The organism is Streptomyces sp. NPDC002734, assembly GCF_040295685.1.
Lineage (GTDB): Bacteria > Actinomycetota > Actinomycetes > Streptomycetales > Streptomycetaceae > Streptomyces.
Window position 1 is genome coordinate 1 of the sequence record NZ_JBEOVU010000054.1, and the last position, 20,878, is coordinate 20,878.

Below are 20,878 nucleotides of genomic sequence, written 5' to 3' on the forward strand. Positions count from 1 at the left end.
GAGCCACCACCCTCGCCCGACAGGGACGCGGCAGAGGACTGGCCGAACACTGGCAAGGACTGAAGTACTGCCAGGCCCTGGCCACCGGCCCTGGCTGGCGTCACATGGCGCTGACCGACGAGGGCCAGAGTCCGGAACTCTCCTACAGGGCCATGCAGGCCCGAGAACTGGGCCGAGCGTTCGGACTCGCCGTCGCTGAACGCACCGTCCGGAACCGCTTCCCGGACCACATGATCTCCACGCTGGACGCGGAAGCCATACTCCTGGCGGGCTTCGCGCGCTCCGGCCCGCGACCGTCTCGGGGAGCCCGGCCGCGGCCCGACACCTCCGCCTCACGCGTCTACTGGGCCTCCACCACGGACATGGCCCGCCGCCTCACCACCCCGGCCCCGCCCTGGCGCGACACCCTCAGGCTGGCCGCGTGAACGTCTCCGACCTCCTGGCCGGCCTTCAGGCCCGGCAGGACGAGGCCGCCGTCCGGCGGACCACGAACCTCATCGAGTCGACGTTCTCCACGGTCAAGCTGAGAACGAAGGTCACCCGCGGGGCCGGAAGCCCGGCCGCGGCCCTCGCAATGGTGTTCAAGCTCGTCGGGTCCGCCCAGGACCGCTGGCGCGCGATCACCGGAGCCCACCTCGTCCCCTTGGTTCGTACCGGCGCCCGGTTCGACAACGGCGTCCTGGCAGAGCGCGAGGAGCAGGACACCGCCGCCTGACGGACCCACGCTCCTGCCGTGACACCCACAGAGCTCAGGAAACCGCTGCCAGGAACTCGACAGCCGCCGCCACGTTGGACGACACGTCGGTCACGGCATCCAGCACCAGGCGGTGATCGGTCCACGGGGCGAACTCCTCCCGCAGCCGTTCCACTGCCTCCCACGTCGGCTCCGGAAAGCCATCGATCCCGCGGGAGTGGCCTTCCAACCGCTGGCGGTGCACCACAGGGTCCGAGCACACCACTTCAATGAACGCCACCGGCACTCCATGTCGACCCGCCAGCGACCGCCACTGCTCCCGCGCCGCTTCCACGGCGTTGACCGCGTCGACAATCACCGTCTGGCCAAGGGCGAGCACACCACCGGTCACGGCTTCGGCCACGACATACGCCGCCAGGCCGGTGGGCTGGTCACGAGCCACTCCCGCACGCCACATCGCCGCCTCGATCGGGTCGACCGAGACGACCGGAGCAGCCAGCCTCCGCCCCAATGCCTCAGCCACCGAACTCTTCCCCGAACCGGGAAGCCCCGCCATCACGATCAACATGACGACACCCTCGCACCCCCGACCGCCGTCCAGGCCGGAACCGGGCAGGCGTCGCCGGCTCGGTCATGCGGTCACACCAGCTCATCCACAGGATTTGACCATTACTCCCGTGCCGAATGTGGTCTTCAGCTTGTCGAAGACGGCTCGCAACCGCGGTTCGCCGTTGGGCAGCCGCGTCCGCTACGCGATCGACGACGACAGTCGCACCATCTGGCTGATCTACGCCTCACCCCGGCACCCGAAAGACACCGACCGCTGACCGGAGCCCTCACGAAAAGGCAAGGACCCGAGAACAAGCACGCCGACAAGGGCCGACCGGAACCGGACCGGCCCCGCCGGAGACACAGCACGTCACACGTTGAACCTGAACTTCCAACGCAGCGCTCCCACTTGCGGAGATGTTTCTTCAGGTGACTGCGTCCAGCACGGTAGGCGTTCAGCCGAGACCGTTCAGGAGTCGGTGGGAGGATCTCCGCCGGCCTGGCTCGTATGCGTGTCACCGTCACCGCTGGTACCGCTCTCGAGGATCGACACGATCGAGAACAGCGAGAAGCAGATGCATCCCAGGCCGACCAGGACGCGGGCCGGGACGACGACGGTGGGATCTGCGGACTCGAAGAGGAACGCCGAGAGGAACAGACAGAGCAGCGCAGTGCCGACCGGAATCAGCGGTACGCGGTTCGCCAGGGGGGCCTCGCGCCGCCAGACGAGCGCGAGCAGCAGCACCTTGCTGAGGATGCTCCAGCAAATCAGACCCAGCCCGATCAGAACATACGCCGCGGGCAGTTGCGAGGGCTGGGTGTGAACGGAGAGAACGATCAGTGCCCAGACGATACCCACCGCGCCCGAGGCTGCCGCCGACACCGGCCACAGGACACGGTCCCGGTGGGTGTAGGTGTTCTGGATCTGCCGCAGGATGCTGGCGACGAGCCCGATGAGACACGTGCAGACGAGTGCCAGACCCGCCAGTACGTGCCCGGCGGTGAAACGCCCCGCAGCCGGCCCTCCACCTCCGCCCGCCAGCAGGGTGAAGGCCCAGGCCCAGGTGATCAGGGACGCCAGGACCGGGAGCGCCAACAGAGTACGGGTGGTGAGCGGGCCGAAGGGAGCCGGTGAGAGGGGCGGGGATCCCTCGGGCAGCGCGGAGTTCCTGGTGATCTGCACGAACCGTGTGGAGGCCGTGGCGACGCACGAGACGCAGACACAGATCATGCCGATTCCGAAGATCACGTGGCCGGCGACGAAATCGGGCGGTGGCCGGGGTGTCTCGGTCAGGAGGCAGAGCCCGTAGCCGATGGCGACACCGCTGACCGCGAAGCCGACCACCGGATACATCATCCGGTCCAGGGGCGTGTAACGGTGAATGAGCTGCCTGATGATCGTAGCCGCGGTGGTGAACAGACACAGGCAGATCGCTGACAGGAAGACGAGCACCAGACCAGCGACGCGCGCGTCGGCTCCGGACGCGTTCGCCAGTACGTAGCCGCCCAGCGCGGCGGACACTGCGCCCATGAGGACTGGGATGGCGCGGAACAGGATGCTGATTCCGTGGTTCATGGCGGGGGCTCCCGAGGACGACACCTGAGGCCATGGTGATACGGCGGTCGTCGTGCTGCCAGCGGGGGAGACGGGCGCGGATCGCTGTCGAACCGCAACCCGGGAACGGGCGTGGAGGGCTTACCCGCGGCCCGTACCGTTCGAGAAATTCCGGCAGCGCATGCGGCTCGGCTCTGAGCGGGTGGGTCAGGCCGGTAGACAGTAGCACCCGCCGGTCACCGGGAAAGGCCCTGTTCCACGGTGTCGGCCACGTATTTTGCGGCGTCCGACGGCTGCCTTTTGCTCCCGTGACGGCCGCCACCCGATAGGCGGGGCGACGCGAAGAAGACCAGACTCATTCGGGCGTTATGGAAGGCCGCTCGGTGACGCCTCGTGAACTGCAGGCAATTTCTCTATATTGCGTCCATGTTGCAAAAGATGGCTCTGGACACCCGCACCCACCCGGACAGTCATCCCGGCGCCCAGGGCTCCGTCGTCGTAGCGGTCGCTGTCGGCGGGGCGGCCGGCGCCGCGGCCCGTTACGGCGCGGAGTTGCTGTGGCCCACCGGTCCGACGGACTTCCCCTGGACGCTCCTCTGCATCAACGCGGTGGCCTGTTTCCTGATGGGTGTCCTCATGGTCAGTCTCAAGCTGCACTTCCCTTCCGCCCCACGGATGGTCAGCCCGCTGCTGGGCACCGGGGTGCTGGGCGGCTTCTCCTCGTTCTCGCACTACACCGACGACGTACGTCAGCTGTTTGACGCCGACCGGCCCGGCTACGCGGTGGGGAATCTGCTGCTGACCGTCGTTGCGGCCTTGGCGGGAGTGACGTTGGGAGCCATCGTGGCCCACGCGGTCCTCGGTAGCGGAACGGGGCGGGGAGTGCGGTGATCGACTGGCTGTTCGTGCTCGCGGGCGCCGCCGTCGGAGCCCCTGTGCGCTATCTGATCGGGATCGACGCCAAGTACCGGTACGGCACTTTCTTCCCGTGGGGCACGTTGGCGGCCAACGCCGCTTCGTGTTTTGTGCTGGGATTCGTCGCGCGGGGTGTCACGGACGGTGGCCTCGGGCACCAGCAGTATCTGTTGCTGGCCACCGGGTTCTGCGGCGCGCTGTCGGCCTGGTCGACCTTCTCCTACGAGCTCCTGACGATGACCTCGGCCCGCAGAACGGCAGTTGCCGGCAGTGACCTGCTGATCACACTCACGGTAGGAGTCGGACTGTCCTTCGCCGGGGCTGCGGTCGCGAACGAGATCTTCTGCCAGGCCGGCTCCTGGGAGTGACGTCCACGACAGGGAACGGTGCCCCTCATCGGTTCGCACGGCCTGCGCCCCGAACAGCGGCGCGTGGCGATCGGGGGCCGCCGAACGGCGGCTTACCCGTGCGCACGGCGAGATCCCGTCCGCGCACACAAGCGGGTCGGAGAGGTGCACGAAAAGCGCCACGGCTTTCCTGCGGCGGTCGCCACATACTGCATTCGGGTGACATACGGCGGCCGGACGCCTCGGATGGATCACACCTGCATGACGGCGGGCGGATGAGAAGGAATGATGTGCGGGTGATGACGCGGAAAGGACTGTCATGACCAACGAAGAAACTGTGGCGGTAAACCCCTTGTTCGCCCGTCCGGGGGAAAAGAAGGAGGCGGAGAAGTTCCGCATTCCGAACGATCCCATGCTGCCGGAGACGGCGTATCAGATCGTGCACGACGAGATCATGCTCGACGGCAACTCCCGCCTGAACCAGGCCACGTTCGTGGGCACCTGGATGGATCCGCATGCTTCGAAGCTGTACGCCGAGGCGTTCGACAAGAACATGATCGACAAGGACGAGTATCCCCAGACGGCGGAGATCGAGGACCGCTGCTGGAAGATGCTCGCCGAGCTGTGGCACGCGCCGGATCCGACCGGCACGATCGGTACGTCCACCATCGGCTCGTCCGAGGCGTGCATGCTCGCGGGCCTGACTTTCAAGCGTCGCTGGCAGCACGCGCGGCGCGCGGCGGGGAAGCCGGCCGACAAGCCGAACCTGGTGATGTCGTCCGCGGTGCAGGTGGTCTGGGAGAAGTTCTGCAACTACTGGGACGTCGAGGCGCGGTATGTGCCCATCAGTGAGGAGCACAAGACTCTCGACGGGCACGATCTGGCGTCCTACGTGGATGAGAACACCATCGGCGTGGTGGCGATCCTCGGGGTGACCTACACCGGCATGTACGAACCGGTCGCCAAGGTCTCCGACGCGCTGGACGCGATCCAGCGCGACACCGGCCTGGACATCCCCATCCACGTCGACGGTGCCTCCGGGGGGATGGTGGCGCCGTTCCTGCAACCCGATCTGGTGTGGGACTTCCGGCTGGAGCGCGTCCACTCGATCAACACCTCCGGCCACAAGTACGGGCTGGTCTACCCGGGCCTGGGCTGGGTGGTGTGGCGCAGTGCCGACCTCCTCCCCGAAGACCTCATCTTCCGGGTCAGTTATCTGGGCGGCGACATGCCGACCTTCGCGCTGAACTTCTCCCGGCCGGGTGCGCAGGTGCTGTTGCAGTACTACCAGTTCCTGCGCCAGGGCCGGACCGGCTACCGGGCCGTGCAGAAGGCCAGCCAGGACGTCGCACGGTTTCTCGCCGAGGAGATCGGCGGCATGGACGCCTTCGAGCTGTGGAACGACGGCTCGGACATTCCGGTGTTCGCCTGGCGGCAGAAGGCCGGCCACACCGAGAACTGGTCGCTGTACGACCTGTCGGACCGGCTCCGCATGAAGGGCTGGCAGGTTCCCGCCTATCCGATGCCGGACGACCTGAACGATCTGACCGTGCAGCGCGTCGTGGTACGCAACGGGCTGAGCATGGACCTGGCGAGCTCGTTGCTGAACGACATCCGCACCTCGGTGCGGTTCCTCGACGGCCTGGACGGGCCGATGCCCTCCGAAGGCCGCACCTCCGGGTTCCACCACTGATGGCCGCCTCCTCGCAGCCGGCGGCGCCGGAACCGAACGCGGCGGCGAAGTCCCAGCCGGGCCGCACGTACCTGACCGTTTTCAACCTGGCCATCCTCACCGTCGTCGTGGTCGCCAGCCTGCGCAGCCTGCCGACGATGGCCACCTACGGGCTGGGCAGCATCACGCTGTACATCATCCCGGCCCTGCTCTTCCTGGTCCCTGTGTCCCTGGTGGCAGCCGAGCTCGCGACCGGCTGGAACGGTGGCGTGTTCGTGTGGATCCGTGAGGCCATGGGCGTGCGCTGGGGATTCACCGCGATCTGGCTGCAGTGGATCCAGAACGTTGTGTGGTTCCCCGTTCAGCTCGCCTTCATCGCGGCCAGCTTCACCTTCGTCTTCGCCGACGAGAAGCTCTCCGGGTCCGGTCTGTACACCGCGATCGTCATCGTCCTTCTGTACTGGGTGTCCACCGCCCTGACGCTGCGCGGGGGCAACCTCTTCGCGAAGGTCGGGTCGTGGGGTGGCCTCATCGGCACCATCGCACCGGGCGTCATCCTCATCGTGCTCGGCGCCTGCTGGCTCGGCACCGGCCAGAAGAGCCAGGTCCCCCTCAAGTGGGGCGACGTGGTGCCGCCGTTCACCGGTTTCGCGAGCCTGGTGCTGATCGTCAGCAACTTCCTGGCCTATGCGGGCATGGAGGTCAACGCTGTCCACGCCAACAGCATGCGTGATCCCGGCAAGGGCTACCCGAAGGCGGTGTTCATCGCTCTCTTCGGCATCCTGGGTGTGTTCATCCTGCCCACGATCGCCGTCGCGGTCGCGGTGCCCAAGGGCGAACTCGGTTTGACCACCGGCATCAACCTGGCCTTCAAGGTCTTCTTCGACCACTGGGGCATCTCCTGGGCCACTGCGGTGATCTCCGCCGCCATTTCCATCGGCGCCCTCGCCTCCGTGGTCACCTGGATCGCCGGCCCCAGCAAGGGCGTACTCGCCGCAGCGGAAACAGGGCTCATGCCCCCGTGGTTGCAGAAGCGCAACAAGGCCGGTGTCCAGCAGGGCATTCTCATGGTCCAGGGGCTGATCGTCACGGCTCTGGCGGCCCTGTTCATCGCCATTCCGAACGTGTCGACGGCGTTCTTCACGCTCGTCGACATGGCCGCAGCCCTCTATCTCATCATGTACATGCTAATGTTCGCCTCAGCGCTGAGACTTCGTCGGATCCGCCCGGACGTCACCCGCGCGTACCGGGTGCCGGCCATCAAGTGGGTGGCGGGTATCGGGTTCGCGGCCTCGGCGGCCGCGTTCGCGCTCGGGTTCGTCCCACCGTCGGGGCTGTCCGGGATTCCCCCGCACCTCTACCCCGTTCTGATGGTCGTCGTGATCATCATCCTCGGCACCCCACCGCTGCTCTTCTACCACTTCCGGAAACCCGGGTGGAACCGCGGGCAGCACGCGGACAACGACACACCCACTGCGACGGAGGGCTGACATGCGCCGAAACACCACCGGTGCGGCCGCGTCACTCGTCGTCCTCACCCTCTCCCTGCTCACCGCGTGCTCCAGCGCGGGATCCAGCGCCGAGAACGACAAGGCGGCCCGGTTCGCAGCGAAGGTGAACGAGGCAGGCGTCGGCCCTGAAATGACCCCGCGCATCGCCAAATCGCTCTACGGCAACGACGGGGGCGCCATCTGCGCCGCACTCAAGGACAATCCGGCCGGCCTCCTTCTGGGATGGGGACGAGGCACCCTCACCGCGACACCTGAAGAGCACGCCGACGACCTGATCGCCTACGACCGCTACGTCGTCAAGGTCTACTGCCCGGAGCAACTCGACACCTTCGAGGACCTCGCCGACCGCCTCAACCGATGAACCACCTCCACGCGCACCGCAGGTCCGCCACGCGCTCCAGGGGTCAGGACGGGCCCGCGGCCGACGGGTCGAGGTCCGGGCGCGGTCGTGGCCGAAGCGTCCGAGAATGACGTGGCGTGGCGGCCGCCACCGTTCCCGCAGGGCGGCGAAAGCGTCCTCCAGGCAGCCGCTTGACGCGTGCGGGCCGGACGGCGTCCACCAGCTCCGTCATGGCCCCTGGAGCGGACCGGTGCGCCTCGCGTCGACCGTACGACGGTTGCGGCGCGCCTCGCTGCCTCGCCGCGGGACCCCGGTCGCTGAGGCGACCGACTCCAGGCCGATCAGGTCCGTGCCGAAGAGCCGGCAGCGCACCAGCTCGATCCTCCGCCGGTGCTCGCGCACGGCGTGGATGTCGTAGCGGGTGAAGTCGCCGGCGACGCAGATCAGCCTGGGCGCGCTCCACCGCACCTGGGCGGCTGCCGAAGCCCCGAGACGGTCGCGCACCAGGTTCCGGAACACATCACGGTGGGCCGTCAGCCAGGCCATGTAGAAGAGACCCTGGCTGATCAAGCCCGGATCTGTGCCTCGCTTGTACTCAACGATCACGGGCGCGCCGGCCCGGTCGATCCCCAGCGAGTCGATGCGCCCGCCGTCGACGCAGTCGATGACGTACTCGCTCGCGAGGAACCTGACGCCCAGCAGCGTCTCCATGTTCATCTCGATGAGGCGCTGCACGTCCGCTTCGACCTCGGCAAGGTGCGCCTCCAGCTCGGTCGTCCCGTCCTTCGTCGCTCGGAACAGCTTCAGCCCCGTCACCATCCCCTCCTCCACCGGAAGTCGCACAACACCGGAGAGGCAGGGGTTTGTTTCCAGGCAGCCATCCAGCGCGGTGAAGAAGGCTGAAAGATCCAGCCGCCTCCATCCTCGGCCCTGCCCCACCTGATGGTCGCGCGGACGGACAAGAGGGGCCAGGCACACCCCGTCCGGCCTCACCTGTCGCGCAACGGCTCCGAGCCGACCAGTCCCAGATGCCCGAGTTCCACGGAGCGTAGTCAGCACCAAGTCAGCACGGGACATGCGATGACGGGTGATGACGTGGGCTTTTAGTCAGCACCAAGTCAGCACGGCGGTTCCAAAACGTGCCGCGACAGGGCAACTCGGACAGGGGTCCAGCGGGGTGGTTTTCGGCCGTCGAAAGGGCTCTGGCGAGGAACGATCGCACCGTCATGGTGGGGGCACGCACTCTCGCGGCCGAAACTATGGTGTCCCGCCACATGTGCGCCTGACCTGCGGCTTTCTACGTTGTGCCGACACGTAGACGTCCCCATCCCACATCTGGAAGTGGTCACCATGGCCTCATCGGCAGCCGCGCCCCCGACGCCGAACAGCTTGAAGAAGATCGTTGCCGCGAGCCTCATCGGCACCACCATCGAGTGGTACGACAACTCATCCGATCAGTGCTAGGACCTGCGGTTATGCACGATCCCGGCCTTCGAAGTCAGCACAGAACCAGCACGGGGTCTGCGATGTGCTGACTCGGCGCCGACCGACCGGCGTCACCGCGCACTCAGCTACCCCTGACGCCCTCCGGATGCGGTCACTTACTGTTACCAAATCCTGAGCCGCCCAGGGAAGTCAACCGCCCGAAGAGGAACTTGCACGCAGGAACCAATCCAAGTCCCGGCGACAGGCACCCGGGTCCTGCCAGAGTGAGCGTCGTGCCCGTCAAGAACACGGTGGACGACGGTGACATCCTCGCCGCCGCGGGTCGGGCGCCCCGTGCCCGACGTCCCGGACGAGTCCCTGGCGCCTTTGCTGACCTCGGCGCAGGAACGCCTGGACGCACCGCTCACCGTGTCCGCTCTCGTGTCACGCGCGGCGGTGAGCCCGGCAACGCCGCACCGCCGGTTCCGGGCACGACTCCGCTGGCCTGGCTGACAGTGGCTCTCACATCCGCGAGGGTTGCGTCCTCTCTGCCGTCGGACGCCGACAGACACGTCGCTCCCGGTCCGCGCGTCTGCGGGCCGGGAGCAGGCTGGTGTCCCTAGCGCGCCGGCATGGTGGTGAACGGCAGCACGAGGCGGGAAGGGTGGTCGGCGTCGCGGTAGATCTTGTGGGTGACCGGGCGGCCGACGGGGAGATGGAAGGCGTCCGGGGGGAGCAGGGAGTTGTGCTCGTCGGCGAGCGGTTCGGCATTGGAGAGCTCGACGACCAGCTTGTGGCCGGGGAGGAAGGTGGCCGCGAAGGGGTAGACGCGCAGGACGTACTCCTCGATCCTGCCGGGTTCGACCGGGACCGCGCGGGTGTGCGGGTGGTAAGGGTCGCCCTCCGTGGTGCGGTCCTCGTCGAGTTCGCGGTGGGAGGCTTTCAGGTAGGCGGTGGTGATGAGCTGGCGCTTGCCGCCGGGGGCCTCGTCCCACATGCGGAGAATGAAGTTGGTGTCGGGCTGGTCGATCTCGGCGAAGAGGTGCGCGGCGCCCTGGCCCATCATCTCGGTGGGCTCGGTGAACGGCTCGGTGGACCAGGTGAGCATCTGGACCTTGTCGGTGACCGTCAGCGGCGCCTGGTAGAAACCGTCGGGGGCGGCGTACTCGGCGGCCATCAGCTCCGGCTCGGCGGAGAGCTTGCCGCGGGGGCGCAGGTACAGCGGACGGTACTCGGCCGGCTTCGGCGGCCACTCGGCGCCGGTGACGGTCTGACGGGAGCCCTCGACATGGACGGTGACCGCAGGCTCGTCCATGATCCCGTTGTCGATACCCTTGATCCAGTACTCGTACCAGCGGAACATCTTGTCGTGCTCCTCGATGAAGGGGCGCGACTGCATCGGCGGGTAGGGGCCGATGTCCAGCTTCTTGGGTCCCTTGAGCCGATGGTAGACCTCGAGGGTGCCGTCGAGGGTCCAGCCGCGTCCCTGGTCGATCTGGAGCCAGACCGGGATGTCGATGTTCGGCGCGAGGGTGACCGGGTTGCGCTCCTCATACCACTCGCCGTCGACCTCGTTCATCACGATGTCGAACCACGCCTCGTGATTCTTCGGATAGGTGAGGACGTGGACCAGGTTCGGCCAGGCTGCGACATCCGGGTCCTGGAGCCGCCGGGCGACCTTCTCCTTGATCTCCTCGGGCGAAAAGGTCTCCAGCATGCGGGACTTGACGCGGTCGGTGAAGGCCCAGCCGGAATCGCCGCCGCGGCCCTCGCGCGCGGCGCGCGGCATGAACCACATGACGCCGCCGTGGTACGTCGTCTCGTAGAAGTCGTAGTGGCCGCCGCTGACGAAGATCGCCTTGAGGGACGGCGGCCGCTCCGCCGCGGCCAGCACCTGCATGGAGCCGAAGTACGAGATGCCGATCATGCCCACGTTGCCGTCGCACCACGGCTGGGCGGCGACCCACTCGATGAAGTCGTAGGCGTCCTGCCCGAGCGGGACACCGCCGGCGTTGTAGTTGCCGATGTGCTCACCCTCGGAGGCGCCGGAGCCGCGCAGGTCACCGATGACGTGGACATAGCCCTCCCCCACGACGCGGGCGATGTCGCCGGCCTCGATGCAGCCGTCCCACATGGGGCTGGGCCGGCGCTGCGGCGGGGTGGTCAGGGCGAGGGCCTGGAGCTCCTTGCCGTAAGGGCTGAGGGCGACCAGGGCGGGGCGGGGGGCGTCGTCGGTGCCGGCGTAGGCGTCGGCGGCCAGAGTGACGCCGTCGCGCATGGGGACGCGGAGGTCCTTGCGGACGGTGAGGGTTTGCTTCCCCGCGCGGACGGTGTGCAGGTCGGTCATGGGGTGGTGCTCCCGTGGGGTCAGGAAGGTCGTGAGGTCTGCGCCCGCTGCGTCCACTACGCCCGCTGCTCGCGCTGCGTGCGGTAGCCGTGCAGGGAGGTGAAGAACGGCGACGGTTCGAGGGTCGGGTCTCCGGTGTAGCCGAGTTCCTCGGCGACGGGGGCGAACGGGGAGTACGGCGAGTCGTCCTCCGGCAGTCCGGCCTCCAGGCAGCGGCAGGCGGCGTCGGTGACGCGGCCTTCGGCGGCAAGGCTCTGCTCCAGGGCTTCGCGGGCCTCGGTCTCGTCGAGTTCGACGCCGTAGGGCGTGCCGTCGGCGCGGCGGTAGGGGTGCCCGAGGTAGAGCCGCCGGGGGCGGATCTCGTCGCGCAGGTACTCCAGGCTGCGGCGGTAGGCGGCGGGGTCGGTGTAGCCGGGGAAGCCGTTGGCGGCGCCGTGGACCTGGACGGCGTCGCCGGTGAAGACGTCGCCCTGTCCGTCGAGGACGTAGGCGACCGATCCGGGGGTGTGGCCCGGGACCGCGTGGGCGGTGACGGTGACGCCGCCGCCGAGGGAGATGGACTCGCCGCCCTCAAGCAGCAAGGAGGGTTCCATCTCCCCCGAGATGACGGCGTTCGCGGCGGCCGTCACCTTGGCCTCGCCCTCGGGGTCGGCCAGGTACCGCCCGCGTCCGTCGAGGTACTCCTCGACATGGGCCCTGCGCGAGCGGAGCATCGGGGCGTCAGCCGCGTGGATGACGACCTGGGCGCGCCGGCCGGTCATCTCCCACAGGGCGTGTGCCCCGCCGACGTGGTCGATGTGACCGTGCGTCAGCAGGATCCAGCGCACGTCCTTGATGCGCCGGCCGATCGCCGCCAGCGCCGGCGCCATGCCTTCGGCGGGCGAGGAGACGATGCCGGTGTCGACGATCGCCGGCTCGGGGGCGTCGATGAAGAAGCTGTAGAGACCGAACCGTCCCCAAGGGGAGACCAGGGGGTGGACGTCGACTGCGTGCGTCATGAGGGGGGTGTGCCTTCTTTCGCCTGTGCCGTGAGGTCTGCGCCCGGGCCGGTCAGCGCCCGGTGAGGAAGTCCCGCGTGCGGGCGAAGACCTCGTGGAACTCGGGGATCCACGAGAAGTTCTGGACGAAGCCGTGGCCGGCGCCCTCGTAACGGGCGACAGTGGCGTCCACGCCGGCGTCCTTCAGTCGCTGCCCGTAGAGCTCGCCCTCGTCGCGCATCGGGTCGAACTCGGCGGTGACGACCAGGGCGGGCGGCAGCCCGGTGAGGTCGGCCCGCTTGATCGGGGAAACCATCGGATCGGCCGGGTCGGCGCCGCTGCCGAGATAAAAGGCGTTGAAGGGCTTGAGCCCGGCGGTCTCCAGGCCGTAGCCGACGGCGTTCTCCCGCAGGGACGGGTAGCGGTCGACGTCGAAGTCCAGGTCCAGGGAAGGGTAGTAGAGGACCTGGTGGGTGATCCGGTCGAAGCCCTCGTCGTGGGCCCGGGCGGCGACAGCGGCGACGAAGTTGCCGCCGGAGCTGTCGCCGGCGACAGCGAGGGTATGGCCGTCCCAGCCCAGGACGTCGGCGCCCTGCTCGGCCGCCCAGCGGACGACGGCGTAGCAGTCGTCGAGGCCGGCCGGGAAGGCGGCCTCGGGGGCGAGGCGGTAGCCGACGGAGACGACCTTCAGCCCGGTCTCCTTGGCGAGGTTCCGCGCGACGTGGTCGTGGGTCTCCAGGCTGCCGAGGAAGAACGCGCCGCCGTGGAAGTAGACGATGACGCCGTGGGAATCGGCCTCGGCGGGCGTGTAGACCCGCACGGGAACGTCGCCGGAGGCGGTGGCGGCGGTCAGGTCCTCCACGGCGTGCAGCGGCAGGCGCTCCTCGAGCGGGGCGACGTGCGCCTCGTCGCCGGCACGCATGGCGACCGGGTCGAGCGGGCCCTCCGAGGGGGCGGGCAGCGTGGCGAGGAACTTGGCGATCTCGGGGTGCAGCGGCATCGGGGTCACTCCTCGGTGGAGACGGGGGCGGCGGGAGCAGGGGCGGCGGCGGTCTGGCTCACGGGCTTCTGGCCGGGGAAGACGTCGTCGATCTCGTCCTCGCTCCAGCCCTGGCGGGAGATGCGCTGCAGCTCATCGGTGACGGGCTTGCGGGTGGCCTGGAAGAGGGCAAGGGCCTCGGGCAGGGACGGGGCCTCGCGGAGGGCGTCGGCGAGCGCGCCGGCGTCCTCGATGGCGGAGTTGGCGCCCTGACCCTGGTGGTGGAGCATCGAGTGGGCGGCGTCGCCGACGAGGACGACGGAGTCCGAGTGCCAGGTGTCGACCGGGTCGATGTCGTAGACGGCGCGGATATTAACGGTGTCCATGTCGAGGTCGCGGGTGATGGCGATCAGGCGCTCGTCGAAGCCTTCGACGGTCGCCAGCATGTCCTCCTTGCCGACCTCGGGCGTCCAGGTGCCGTCGGGGCACAGGGCGGTGATGTCGAAGGAGACCTGGTTCCGGTGACGCAGCGGCAGCAGGTAGACCTTGGTGCCGCGGCCGATGTACATCCGCAGGTTGTCGTCGGTGACCATGTCGTGGGCGGCGTCGATGTCGATGACGGCGCGGTAGGCGTGCTCGCCGGCGAAGACCGGGGCGTTGTCGCTGAACAACTGCTTCCGGACGACGGACTTGATGCCGTCGGCGCCGACGACGAGGTCGGCCTCGACGCGGCGGCCGTTGGCGAAGGTCAGGGCGACGCGATCGCCCTTGTCCTCGATGGACTCGAGGCGGTGGCCGAGCTGCACCATGCCTTCGGGGAGTACGCCGAGGAGTGCGTCGATGAAGTCGCCGCGGTGGATGAGGTGGGTGTGGGTCTGCTCGTTGTCGGCGGGCCACGGCTCCTTCATGATCGGGGAGCAGTCGGCGGTCAGGATCTCGAAGTACTCGCTGGGCGAGCTGACCTTGGCGATCGCGTCGAAGATGCCCCACTCGCGGAAGCGGTTCATGGTGGAGGGCCGCAGGCCGATGCCGGCGCCTACCTCCCGGATCCGGCTCGCCTGTTCGTAGACGGTCACGTCGGCGCCGAGCAGGCTCAGGGCCTTGGCCGCGGCCGCGCCGCCGTATCCCGCTCCGACTACGGCGATCTTCAGGTTGCTCAGGTCCGATGACTGCATGGTGGTCTCTCTCGCGTGCGGAGGAAAGGAAGGAGTGGAATGGGAGGAAGCCGCTACTTCTGGAGCGTCAGGAACTCGGCGGGGTTGTCGACGAAGATTGTGTCGATGGCGTTCTCGTCGAGGCCGGCCGCGCGAAGGTCGGGGATGAGGTCCTCGAAGATGTAGTTGACGGTGTGGCCCTTGACGCCCGGCCAGCCCAGAGGGCTGCAGTTGGCGTCGGCGGAGGCGAGGACCTGGTGGAGACGGCGGCCGCCGTCGATGAAGCGCAGGAAGTGGTCGAGCCGCTCCTTGCGGGGGCGGGCCCAGAACGGCGGGTCGGGCAACTCCGTCTCGTAGCCGAAGGTGTCGAAGCCGATGCGGCCGCCCTGCTCGGCGATCCACACGTCGCGGGTCTTGTCGGCGTTGACGCCGTCGTCGACGTGGCCGAACAGCACGCGGTCGAGAGGCAGGCCCTCCTCGTTGAAGATCGCGATGGCGTTCTCGGCGTCGATCGCGAGGTGCGTGAGGATCGGCACGCCGGTGGTCAGCGCGGCGCGGGCGGCGGCGCGGTAGATGCGCTTGTCCAGCTCGGTCATGCGGCCGCCGCGGCTGACGCCGACCTTGATGACGCCGGCGCGAGCGCCGCTGGTGCCGATGCCGACGGTGATCTCGTGGACGAACTGCCGCATCAGGTAGTCGACATCGGCGCGAGCGAAGTGCGGCAGGGCGGTGTCGCCGCCGACGAAGCCGGTGCAGGCGACGATGTGGACGCCGGTCTTCGCGGAGAGCGAGCGGTAGTAGTCGACGTCACGGCCGTTGCAGATGCCGGTGGCGTCGACGAAGGTGCCGCCTCCGTACTCGTGGAAGGCTCGCAGCTTGGGGACGGTCTCCTCGTACCGCTGCTCGGGGGTCTTCCACCACTTGGTGTCCAGCTCGGAGCCGGGCATGCCGTAGCCGATGTGCTCGTGGACGGCCACCAGACCGAGTTCCTCGGTCGGGACCTGCCCCAGGACGGTGTTCACTCGCGACACAGAATTCACCTATGAGAAAAGGGATCGGGGGGTTGCCGGGGTTCGGCGCGCTCAGCGCGCCGACAGCAGGTCGCGCGGGTTCTCCACGAGAATCCGCCGCACGTCCTCCTCGCCGAGGCCCAGTTCGCGCAGGCGCGGGACGAAGGCGGTCAGGACGTGGTGGTAGGGCAGGTCGTTGGCCGGGTGGCCCTTGGCCACGCCGGTGGCACTGCTGGAGAGCAGCACCCGGTCGCCGAAGCCGGCCCGTACCAACTCGACGACGAGCGAGGCGCGTTCGGCGTCGGTGAGGTGAGCGTCGTCCTCGGCGCCGACGTGGTCGAGGGCGACGTAGGCGCCGCGGCGGGCGACCTCGAGGGACGCGCCGGTGGCGACGGCATCCTTGCGGTCGAGGCCGCCGACGACCACGCGGCCGGCTGGCAGCTTCTCGTCGAGGACGATCTCGAGGTCGTGGACCGGGTCGTTGCCGTAGCGGATGGAGACCGCGACGCCGGTGGCGAGGCCGGTGCGGGCGGCGCCGCGGAAGAGGCTCTCGTCGGTGGCCGTCATGCCCTCGGCGGTCGCGGTGGCGGCCACCAGGCCGGCGGCGCCGCGTCGTTCCACGCGCGGGACCACCATGCCCTCGGTGATCTCCTTGGTGAACAGGTCGGCGAACTTTTCGGCCGGCCACGGGGTGGGCGGGTTGGTCTGCGGGGTGAGGAAGTAGCCGCCGAGCATCTCCTCGGGGCCCTGGCCGGTGGAGGCGACGATGTGCACTCCGGTGGCGCGGGAGAGCGTCTCGTAGAGGCGGACGTCGCGGCCGTGGAACATGCCGGTGCTGTCGACGACGGTGCCGCCGCCGTGCTCGCGGAAGTCCTTGAGTCTGGCGGCGAGGATCTCGAAGATCTCGGCGCGGTCGATGCGAATGTCGAAGGCGTACTCGGCGCCCGGCACCACCGACAGCAGCGCCTCGTGCACCTGCACGACGCCCAGCTCGTCGGCCGGCACCGGTCCCAGGACGGTGTTCACGGTGGGTGTACTGACGCTCATGCCTGCCTCACGTGTCCGGTGTGGGGTGCGTCGTGCGCACCCTGTGGCACCTGTCACGCTAGCCATTCGCTTTACATTGCGTCAATGAAATGAACGCCACGAAAAATTCGTTGGCCAGGGGTTGCGTGAACACGGCCGGTCGGCACCCATTGCCGAGTGCATGAACTTCCTGCATGCATGACCATGCAGATCATTCATTTGTCCGATGCCGTGTCGGCCACTTCACTGAGCCTCCATGAGCACCCCACCCGTCTCCGACGTCGACCTCTTCGCCGACGAGGTCGTCCTCGACCCGTATCCCGTCTACGCCGAGCTGCGGGAACAGGGCCCCGTGGTCCGCCTCCCGAAGAACGACGTCTACGCCCTGACCCGCTACGACGTGATCCGCGGCGCGCTCGCGGACTGGGAGTCGTTCTCCTCGACCTCGATCGCCTTCAATCCGACGGCGAACGAGGCGCTGACCGGCACCTCCCTGGCCTCCGACCCACCGGTGCACACGCAGCTGCGCGCCACCCTCACCGAGAACCTTTCGCCGCGTGCGCTGCGCGGCCTCAAGGGCCGGATCGAGGAGAAGGCGGACGCCCTGGTCGCCGCGCTCGTCGAGCAGGGCTCCTTCGAGGCGATCGACGCCCTGGCCCGCGCGTTCCCGCTGGAGGTGGTCGCGGACCTGATCGGTTTCACCGGTCATGTGCGCGAAAACATGCTGCGCTGGGGCCAGGCCGCCATGCAGGTCCTCGGCCCGATGAACCAGCGCACCGCCGACGACTTCCCTGTCGCCGGCGAGCTCTACGCATGGTGCTCCCAGGTGAAGGCGGAGGAGCTGGCCGAGGGTTCGGTGGGCCGCGGCATCTTCGACGCCGAGGCTCGGGGCGCCGTCCCAGAGGGCGCGGCGGGCCACATCATCCACCAGTACCTGGGCGCCGGCGTGGACAGCACGGTGGCGGCCATCGGCAACATCGTGGCGCTGTTCGCCCGCCACCCCGACCAGCTCGACCTGGTCCGCACCGACCCGTCGCTGGTGCCGGCCGCGTTCAACGAAGTGCTGCGCTTCTGGCCGCCCATCAACGCCTGGGGCCGCCGGGTCACCAAGGATGTGGAGATCGAGGGGACTGTCGTCCCTGCGGGTGCCCAGGTCGCCGTGCTGCTCGGCGCGGGCAACCGCGACCCGCGGCACTACGAGAACCCGGACGCGTTCCTGGTCGAGCGCAACCCGGTCGACCACCTGGCCTTCGGTTACGGCCCGCACGGCTGCGCCGGCCAGGGGCTCGCCCGTCTGGAGGCCCACGCCGTGATCGAAGCGCTCTCCCGGCGCGTGCGGCACCTGGTCGTCGGATCCGAGGTCCGCGTGCCCAGCAACACCACCCGGAGCATCGAGGAGCTCCCCGTCCTGGAGGTGATTCCCGCATGAGGATCGATCTCGACCGCCCCCGCTGCGAAGGGCACGGCCTGTGCGAGGAGGCCGCCCCCCAGCTGATGCACCTCGACGACGAGGGCGAACTGGTGCTGGACCAGGAGGAGGTCGGCGAGGCCGACGCCGCCCTGGCGCAGGCCGCCGTCCGCGTCTGCCCGGTCGCCGCGCTGAGGATCGCGTGAGCACCGGCGACGTCCGCCGGGTTGTCGTCGTCGGCAACGGCATCGCCGGCGTCACCGCGGCGGACACGCTCCGCGAGGCCGGGTTCGACGGCGACCTGACCGTGGTCGGCGACGAACCCCACGCGGCCTACAGCCGCCCGGCCCTGTCGAAGGCGCTGCTGCGCGAGGGCGACGACATGACTACGCACCGACTCCCGCCGGCCGGTCACGGTGCGCAGGAACTGCTCGGCGTCCGCGCGACCGGCCTCGACCTGGAGCGCCGGCTGGTCCACCTCGACGACGGCACCGCGCTGCCCTACGACCGGGTGGTCCTGGCCACCGGTTCCCGGGCACGGCGGCTGTCGGCGCTGCCGGACGAGCTGACGCTCCGCGGCCTCGACGACGCGCTCCTGCTGCGCAGCCGGCTGGCCGACCACCCCTCGGTGGTGGTGGTCGGCGGCGGCCCGCTCGGCATGGAGATCGCCTCCGGCTGCCTGTCCGGCGGCTGCAGGGTCACTCTGGTCTCCCAGGGCGCACCGCTGAGCCGTCAGCTCGGCCCATACCTCGCCGGGGTGTTCCTGGAGGCCGCGCTCGGCCAAGGGCTCACCGTGGTCGAGACCGCCTCGGCGCGGATCGAGGGGGCCGAGGGCACCACCCGGGTGGTGCTCGACGACGGCATGGTGCTGGAGGCGGAAACGATCCTCAGCGCGGTCGGCGACGTGCCCAACACCGAATGGCTCGGGGACACCGGACTCACGGCGGGGGGACTGGTGAGCGTGGACTCCCGGTGCCTGGTCCGGCCGGAGATAGCGGCCGTCGGTGACCTGGCGATCTTCCCCACCTCCCGGGGGCCGCGTCGGATCCCGCTGTGGAGCAGCGCGATCGAGCAGGCGAAGGTCGCCGCGCGGGCGCTGCTGCTGGGCGAGCAGGCCCCGCCGCTGGAGTTCCAACCGTACTTCTGGACCGAGCAGTTCGGACTGAGCCTGAAAGCGGTGGGCGATCTGCCGCTGGAGGGTGAGCCGGAGTACGTCGACGGCGGACCCGGCGGCCCTGCGCTGATGCGCTGGACGCACGCCGACGGCACCGGCGTGGCGGCAGCGCTCAACCACCGCACCCCGATCCCCCGGCTGCGCCGGATGACCCGGGCGGCGGCGTAGGCTCCGGACACATGAGCGAAGGAGCAAGGGGGACCGGTACCGGCGAGGCCATCGGCACCGGGCTGGACCGGCTGGCGTCGGTCAACCTCAACCTGCTGGTCCCCCTGCTGGCCCTCCTGGAGGAGGGCTCGGTGACCAGGGCAGCGGAACGGGTCGGTCTGTCCCAGCCGGCCATGAGTCATGCCCTGACGCGGATGCGGCGACTGCTCGGCGACGACCTCGTCGTCCGACAGGGCACGGGCGTCACACTGACGCCTCGGGCCCGGGAGCTGATCGGGCCGCTGCGCAGCGCGCTGCAGCAGACGGCGCACGTGATCGACCTGCCGCGCTTCGATCCCGCCGCCGACCGGCGGGTGATCACCGTCGCCATGACCACCAGCACAGCGTTCGTCGTGGGCCCCGCGCTGGCGCGGCTGGTCGCCGAGCGGGCCCCGCACTGCACCCTGCGACTACGGACCATCACCGTGCCGACGGAGGCCACCTTCACCGACCGCGGCGTCGACGTGGTGCTGATCTCGGAAGGGCACTTTTCGCCGTATCCCCGCGAGCGGCTCTACAACGACCGGTGCGTGGTGGTCGCCTCGCCGGATGCTCCGCCGGAGGCGAGCACGCTCGACCTGATCTCTACCCAGCCGCACGTGGTGGTGGACACCGAGCGGCGGGTCTTTCCGTACTCGGTGCTGGACGAACAGGCAGTCCCCTACCGGGTGGGCCGGCTGGTCTCCGACTTCCTGCTGGTGCCGTACCTGGTCGCCCGGGCGGGAGGGGTCGCCCTGCTGCGTCACCGCGTCGCGGTGACCATGCGGACGCTGACCGACCTGCGGGTCGAGGAGTTCCCGTTCCCGGTGCCGGGACTGGGCATCGACGTGGTGTGGAACCCGCGGCCCGCCGACCAGTACTTCGTGGAGTGGCTCCGGGCGCTGCTCTTCGACGCCGTCCGGCAGCTCTGACGGCGCGCAGGGCCGGGTGCGTCAGGTCAGCAGGCGGACCCAGCTCGCGGCGAGCTCGTCGAGCATTTGGTCGCGGGTGAGCTTCCAGTCGGAGCGGTCCCAGTGCTGGGCGACGAAGTCCAGCTCGGCCATGGCCAGGACGCCGCGGAAGCGGCGCTGGTGGGGCTCGAAGCGGCCGGCCCGCTCCAGGCCGTCCTCGATGTCACTGGCGGCCTCCTCCATCCAGCGTTCCACCAGGTCCTCGAGGTCCGGCTCGATCACCGCCGCCTCGCGGCCGATGCGGATGATCGGCCGGATCGCCGGCCAGGCGTCCGCGGTGCGACGCAGCCAGGCGGTGATCGCCTCCGGCGTGCCCTCGGCGACCGTGGCCACCAGGTCCTGGGCGGTCGAGCCGTGCTCCGGGGAGCGCACGCGCTGCAGCGCCTCGTTGAGCTGTTCGTCGATCAGCGCCTTCATCAGCCGGCTACGGGACGGAAAGTAGGCGTAGAAGGTCACGCGCGTGGTGCCGGCGGCCTTCGCGACGTCGTCGACGGTGGTGACGGCGTACCCCTTCGTCTTGAAGAGCTCGAGTCCCGACTCCAGGAGCAGACGGCGGGTCATCTGCTTCTGCGCCTCACGAAGGTTCGCCATGGCCAGGATCCTACCGTCGGACCGCACGACACCTAGACCATTTACCT

General features: G+C 69.1%; 20 protein-coding genes and 3 pseudogenes. 13 read left to right on the forward strand and 10 right to left on the reverse strand.

Annotated elements, in window-relative coordinates:
• Positions 1-425: pseudogene (locus ABT026_RS30830) on the forward strand (hypothetical protein); the annotation flags it as partial.
• A 56-nt stretch (positions 426-481) separates the two neighbouring features.
• Positions 482-715 (forward strand): annotated as a pseudogene (locus tag ABT026_RS30835) (IS256 family transposase); the annotation flags it as partial.
• Positions 716-749: 34 nt separating this feature from the next.
• Here ABT026_RS30835 and ABT026_RS30840 read toward each other — a convergent pair.
• Entirely contained in the window at positions 750-1,262 is a 513-nt protein-coding gene (locus ABT026_RS30840) for a P-loop nucleotide/nucleoside kinase family protein (protein ID WP_351118499.1), read from the reverse strand.
• Positions 1,263-1,371: 109 nt separating this feature from the next.
• On the opposite strand from ABT026_RS30840, the gene ABT026_RS30845 reads away from it, so the two are divergent.
• Positions 1,372-1,521, forward strand: a complete 150-nt coding sequence (locus ABT026_RS30845; RefSeq protein WP_351118500.1) for a hypothetical protein — start codon at positions 1,372-1,374, stop codon at positions 1,519-1,521.
• A 191-nt stretch (positions 1,522-1,712) separates the two neighbouring features.
• Here ABT026_RS30845 and ABT026_RS30850 read toward each other — a convergent pair whose 3' ends face one another.
• Positions 1,713-2,819 carry a DUF2776 family protein gene (locus tag ABT026_RS30850; RefSeq protein ID WP_351118501.1) on the reverse strand — a complete coding sequence of 369 codons (1,107 nt, stop codon included), beginning with the start codon at positions 2,817-2,819 and terminating at the stop codon, positions 1,713-1,715.
• A 405-nt stretch (positions 2,820-3,224) separates the two neighbouring features.
• On the opposite strand from ABT026_RS30850, the gene ABT026_RS30855 reads away from it, so the two are divergent.
• The 5 genes from ABT026_RS30855 (at position 3,225) to ABT026_RS30875 (ending at position 7,604) form a co-directional block, all read left to right on the forward strand.
• The gene (locus tag ABT026_RS30855; RefSeq protein ID WP_351118502.1) at positions 3,225-3,689 is read left to right on the forward strand and encodes a fluoride efflux transporter FluC; all 465 of its coding nucleotides are present in this window, start codon (positions 3,225-3,227) and stop codon (positions 3,687-3,689) included.
• Positions 3,686-4,081, forward strand: coding sequence for a fluoride efflux transporter FluC (locus tag ABT026_RS30860; RefSeq protein ID WP_351118503.1), 396 nt, complete (start codon positions 3,686-3,688; stop codon positions 4,079-4,081). The genes ABT026_RS30855 and ABT026_RS30860 overlap by 4 nt, the downstream gene beginning before the upstream one ends.
• Positions 4,082-4,379: 298 nt before the next feature.
• Positions 4,380-5,753, forward strand: a complete 1,374-nt coding sequence (gene gad, locus ABT026_RS30865) for a glutamate decarboxylase (RefSeq protein ID WP_351118504.1) — start codon at positions 4,380-4,382, stop codon at positions 5,751-5,753.
• Positions 5,753-7,222, forward strand: a complete 1,470-nt coding sequence (gene gadC / locus ABT026_RS30870) for a glutamate/gamma-aminobutyrate antiporter GadC (protein WP_351118505.1) — start codon at positions 5,753-5,755, stop codon at positions 7,220-7,222. Before gad ends, gadC begins: the two co-directional genes overlap by 1 nt.
• Before the next feature lies 1 nt (position 7,223).
• Positions 7,224-7,604 carry a hypothetical protein gene (locus ABT026_RS30875; RefSeq protein ID WP_351118506.1) on the forward strand — a complete coding sequence of 127 codons (381 nt, stop codon included), beginning with the start codon at positions 7,224-7,226 and terminating at the stop codon, positions 7,602-7,604.
• A gap of 207 nt (positions 7,605-7,811) precedes the next feature.
• On the opposite strand, the gene ABT026_RS30880 is transcribed toward ABT026_RS30875, so the two are convergent.
• Positions 7,812-8,402 carry a PDDEXK family nuclease gene (locus tag ABT026_RS30880; RefSeq protein WP_502968087.1) on the reverse strand — a complete coding sequence of 197 codons (591 nt, stop codon included), beginning with the start codon at positions 8,400-8,402 and terminating at the stop codon, positions 7,812-7,814.
• Positions 8,403-9,350: 948 nt separating this feature from the next.
• On the opposite strand from ABT026_RS30880, the pseudogene ABT026_RS30885 reads away from it, so the two are divergent.
• Positions 9,351-9,506 (forward strand): annotated as a pseudogene (locus ABT026_RS30885) (AraC family transcriptional regulator); the annotation flags it as partial.
• Between the two features lie 121 nt (positions 9,507-9,627).
• Here the strand turns inward: ABT026_RS30885 and ABT026_RS30890 are convergent.
• From ABT026_RS30890 to ABT026_RS30915, 6 genes are read right to left on the reverse strand one after another with little or no spacing between them, the layout of a single operon-like run.
• Positions 9,628-11,355, reverse strand: coding sequence for a CocE/NonD family hydrolase (locus ABT026_RS30890; protein WP_351118507.1), 1,728 nt, complete (start codon positions 11,353-11,355; stop codon positions 9,628-9,630).
• 56 nt (positions 11,356-11,411) lie between these two features.
• The gene (locus ABT026_RS30895) at positions 11,412-12,353 is read right to left on the reverse strand and encodes an MBL fold metallo-hydrolase (protein WP_351118508.1); all 942 of its coding nucleotides are present in this window, start codon (positions 12,351-12,353) and stop codon (positions 11,412-11,414) included.
• A 52-nt stretch (positions 12,354-12,405) separates the two neighbouring features.
• Positions 12,406-13,332 carry an alpha/beta hydrolase gene (locus ABT026_RS30900; RefSeq protein WP_351118509.1) on the reverse strand — a complete coding sequence of 309 codons (927 nt, stop codon included), beginning with the start codon at positions 13,330-13,332 and terminating at the stop codon, positions 12,406-12,408.
• A 5-nt stretch (positions 13,333-13,337) separates the two neighbouring features.
• Positions 13,338-14,486, reverse strand: a complete 1,149-nt coding sequence (locus ABT026_RS30905; RefSeq protein ID WP_351118510.1) for an FAD-dependent oxidoreductase — start codon at positions 14,484-14,486, stop codon at positions 13,338-13,340.
• Between the two features lie 53 nt (positions 14,487-14,539).
• Positions 14,540-15,496, reverse strand: a complete 957-nt coding sequence (locus ABT026_RS30910) for a phosphotriesterase family protein (RefSeq protein WP_351118511.1) — start codon at positions 15,494-15,496, stop codon at positions 14,540-14,542.
• Between the two features lie 51 nt (positions 15,497-15,547).
• Positions 15,548-16,522: a phosphotriesterase family protein gene (locus ABT026_RS30915; protein WP_351118512.1), complete on the reverse strand. Its 975-nt coding sequence runs from the start codon at positions 16,520-16,522 to the stop codon at positions 15,548-15,550.
• Positions 16,523-16,757: 235 nt separating this feature from the next.
• Between ABT026_RS30915 and ABT026_RS30920 the strand changes: the two genes are divergently transcribed.
• The 4 genes from ABT026_RS30920 to ABT026_RS30935 are packed head-to-tail and all read left to right on the forward strand — an operon-like array spanning position 16,758 to position 20,201.
• Complete coding sequence (locus tag ABT026_RS30920; protein WP_351118513.1) at positions 16,758-17,930, forward strand: cytochrome P450; 1,173 nt, start codon at positions 16,758-16,760, stop codon at positions 17,928-17,930.
• Positions 17,927-18,115 carry a ferredoxin gene (locus tag ABT026_RS30925; RefSeq protein WP_351118514.1) on the forward strand — a complete coding sequence of 63 codons (189 nt, stop codon included), beginning with the start codon at positions 17,927-17,929 and terminating at the stop codon, positions 18,113-18,115. The genes ABT026_RS30920 and ABT026_RS30925 overlap by 4 nt, the downstream gene beginning before the upstream one ends.
• Positions 18,112-19,251, forward strand: a complete 1,140-nt coding sequence (locus tag ABT026_RS30930; protein WP_351118515.1) for an NAD(P)/FAD-dependent oxidoreductase — start codon at positions 18,112-18,114, stop codon at positions 19,249-19,251. The genes ABT026_RS30925 and ABT026_RS30930 overlap by 4 nt, the downstream gene beginning before the upstream one ends.
• 11 nt (positions 19,252-19,262) lie before the next feature.
• Positions 19,263-20,201, forward strand: coding sequence for a LysR family transcriptional regulator (locus tag ABT026_RS30935; RefSeq protein ID WP_351118516.1), 939 nt, complete (start codon positions 19,263-19,265; stop codon positions 20,199-20,201).
• A 21-nt stretch (positions 20,202-20,222) separates the two neighbouring features.
• Here ABT026_RS30935 and ABT026_RS30940 read toward each other — a convergent pair whose 3' ends face one another.
• A complete protein-coding gene (locus tag ABT026_RS30940; RefSeq protein WP_351118517.1) occupies positions 20,223-20,831 on the reverse strand; it encodes a TetR/AcrR family transcriptional regulator in 609 nt (202 codons plus the stop codon).
• Positions 20,832-20,878 lie beyond the last annotated feature (47 nt).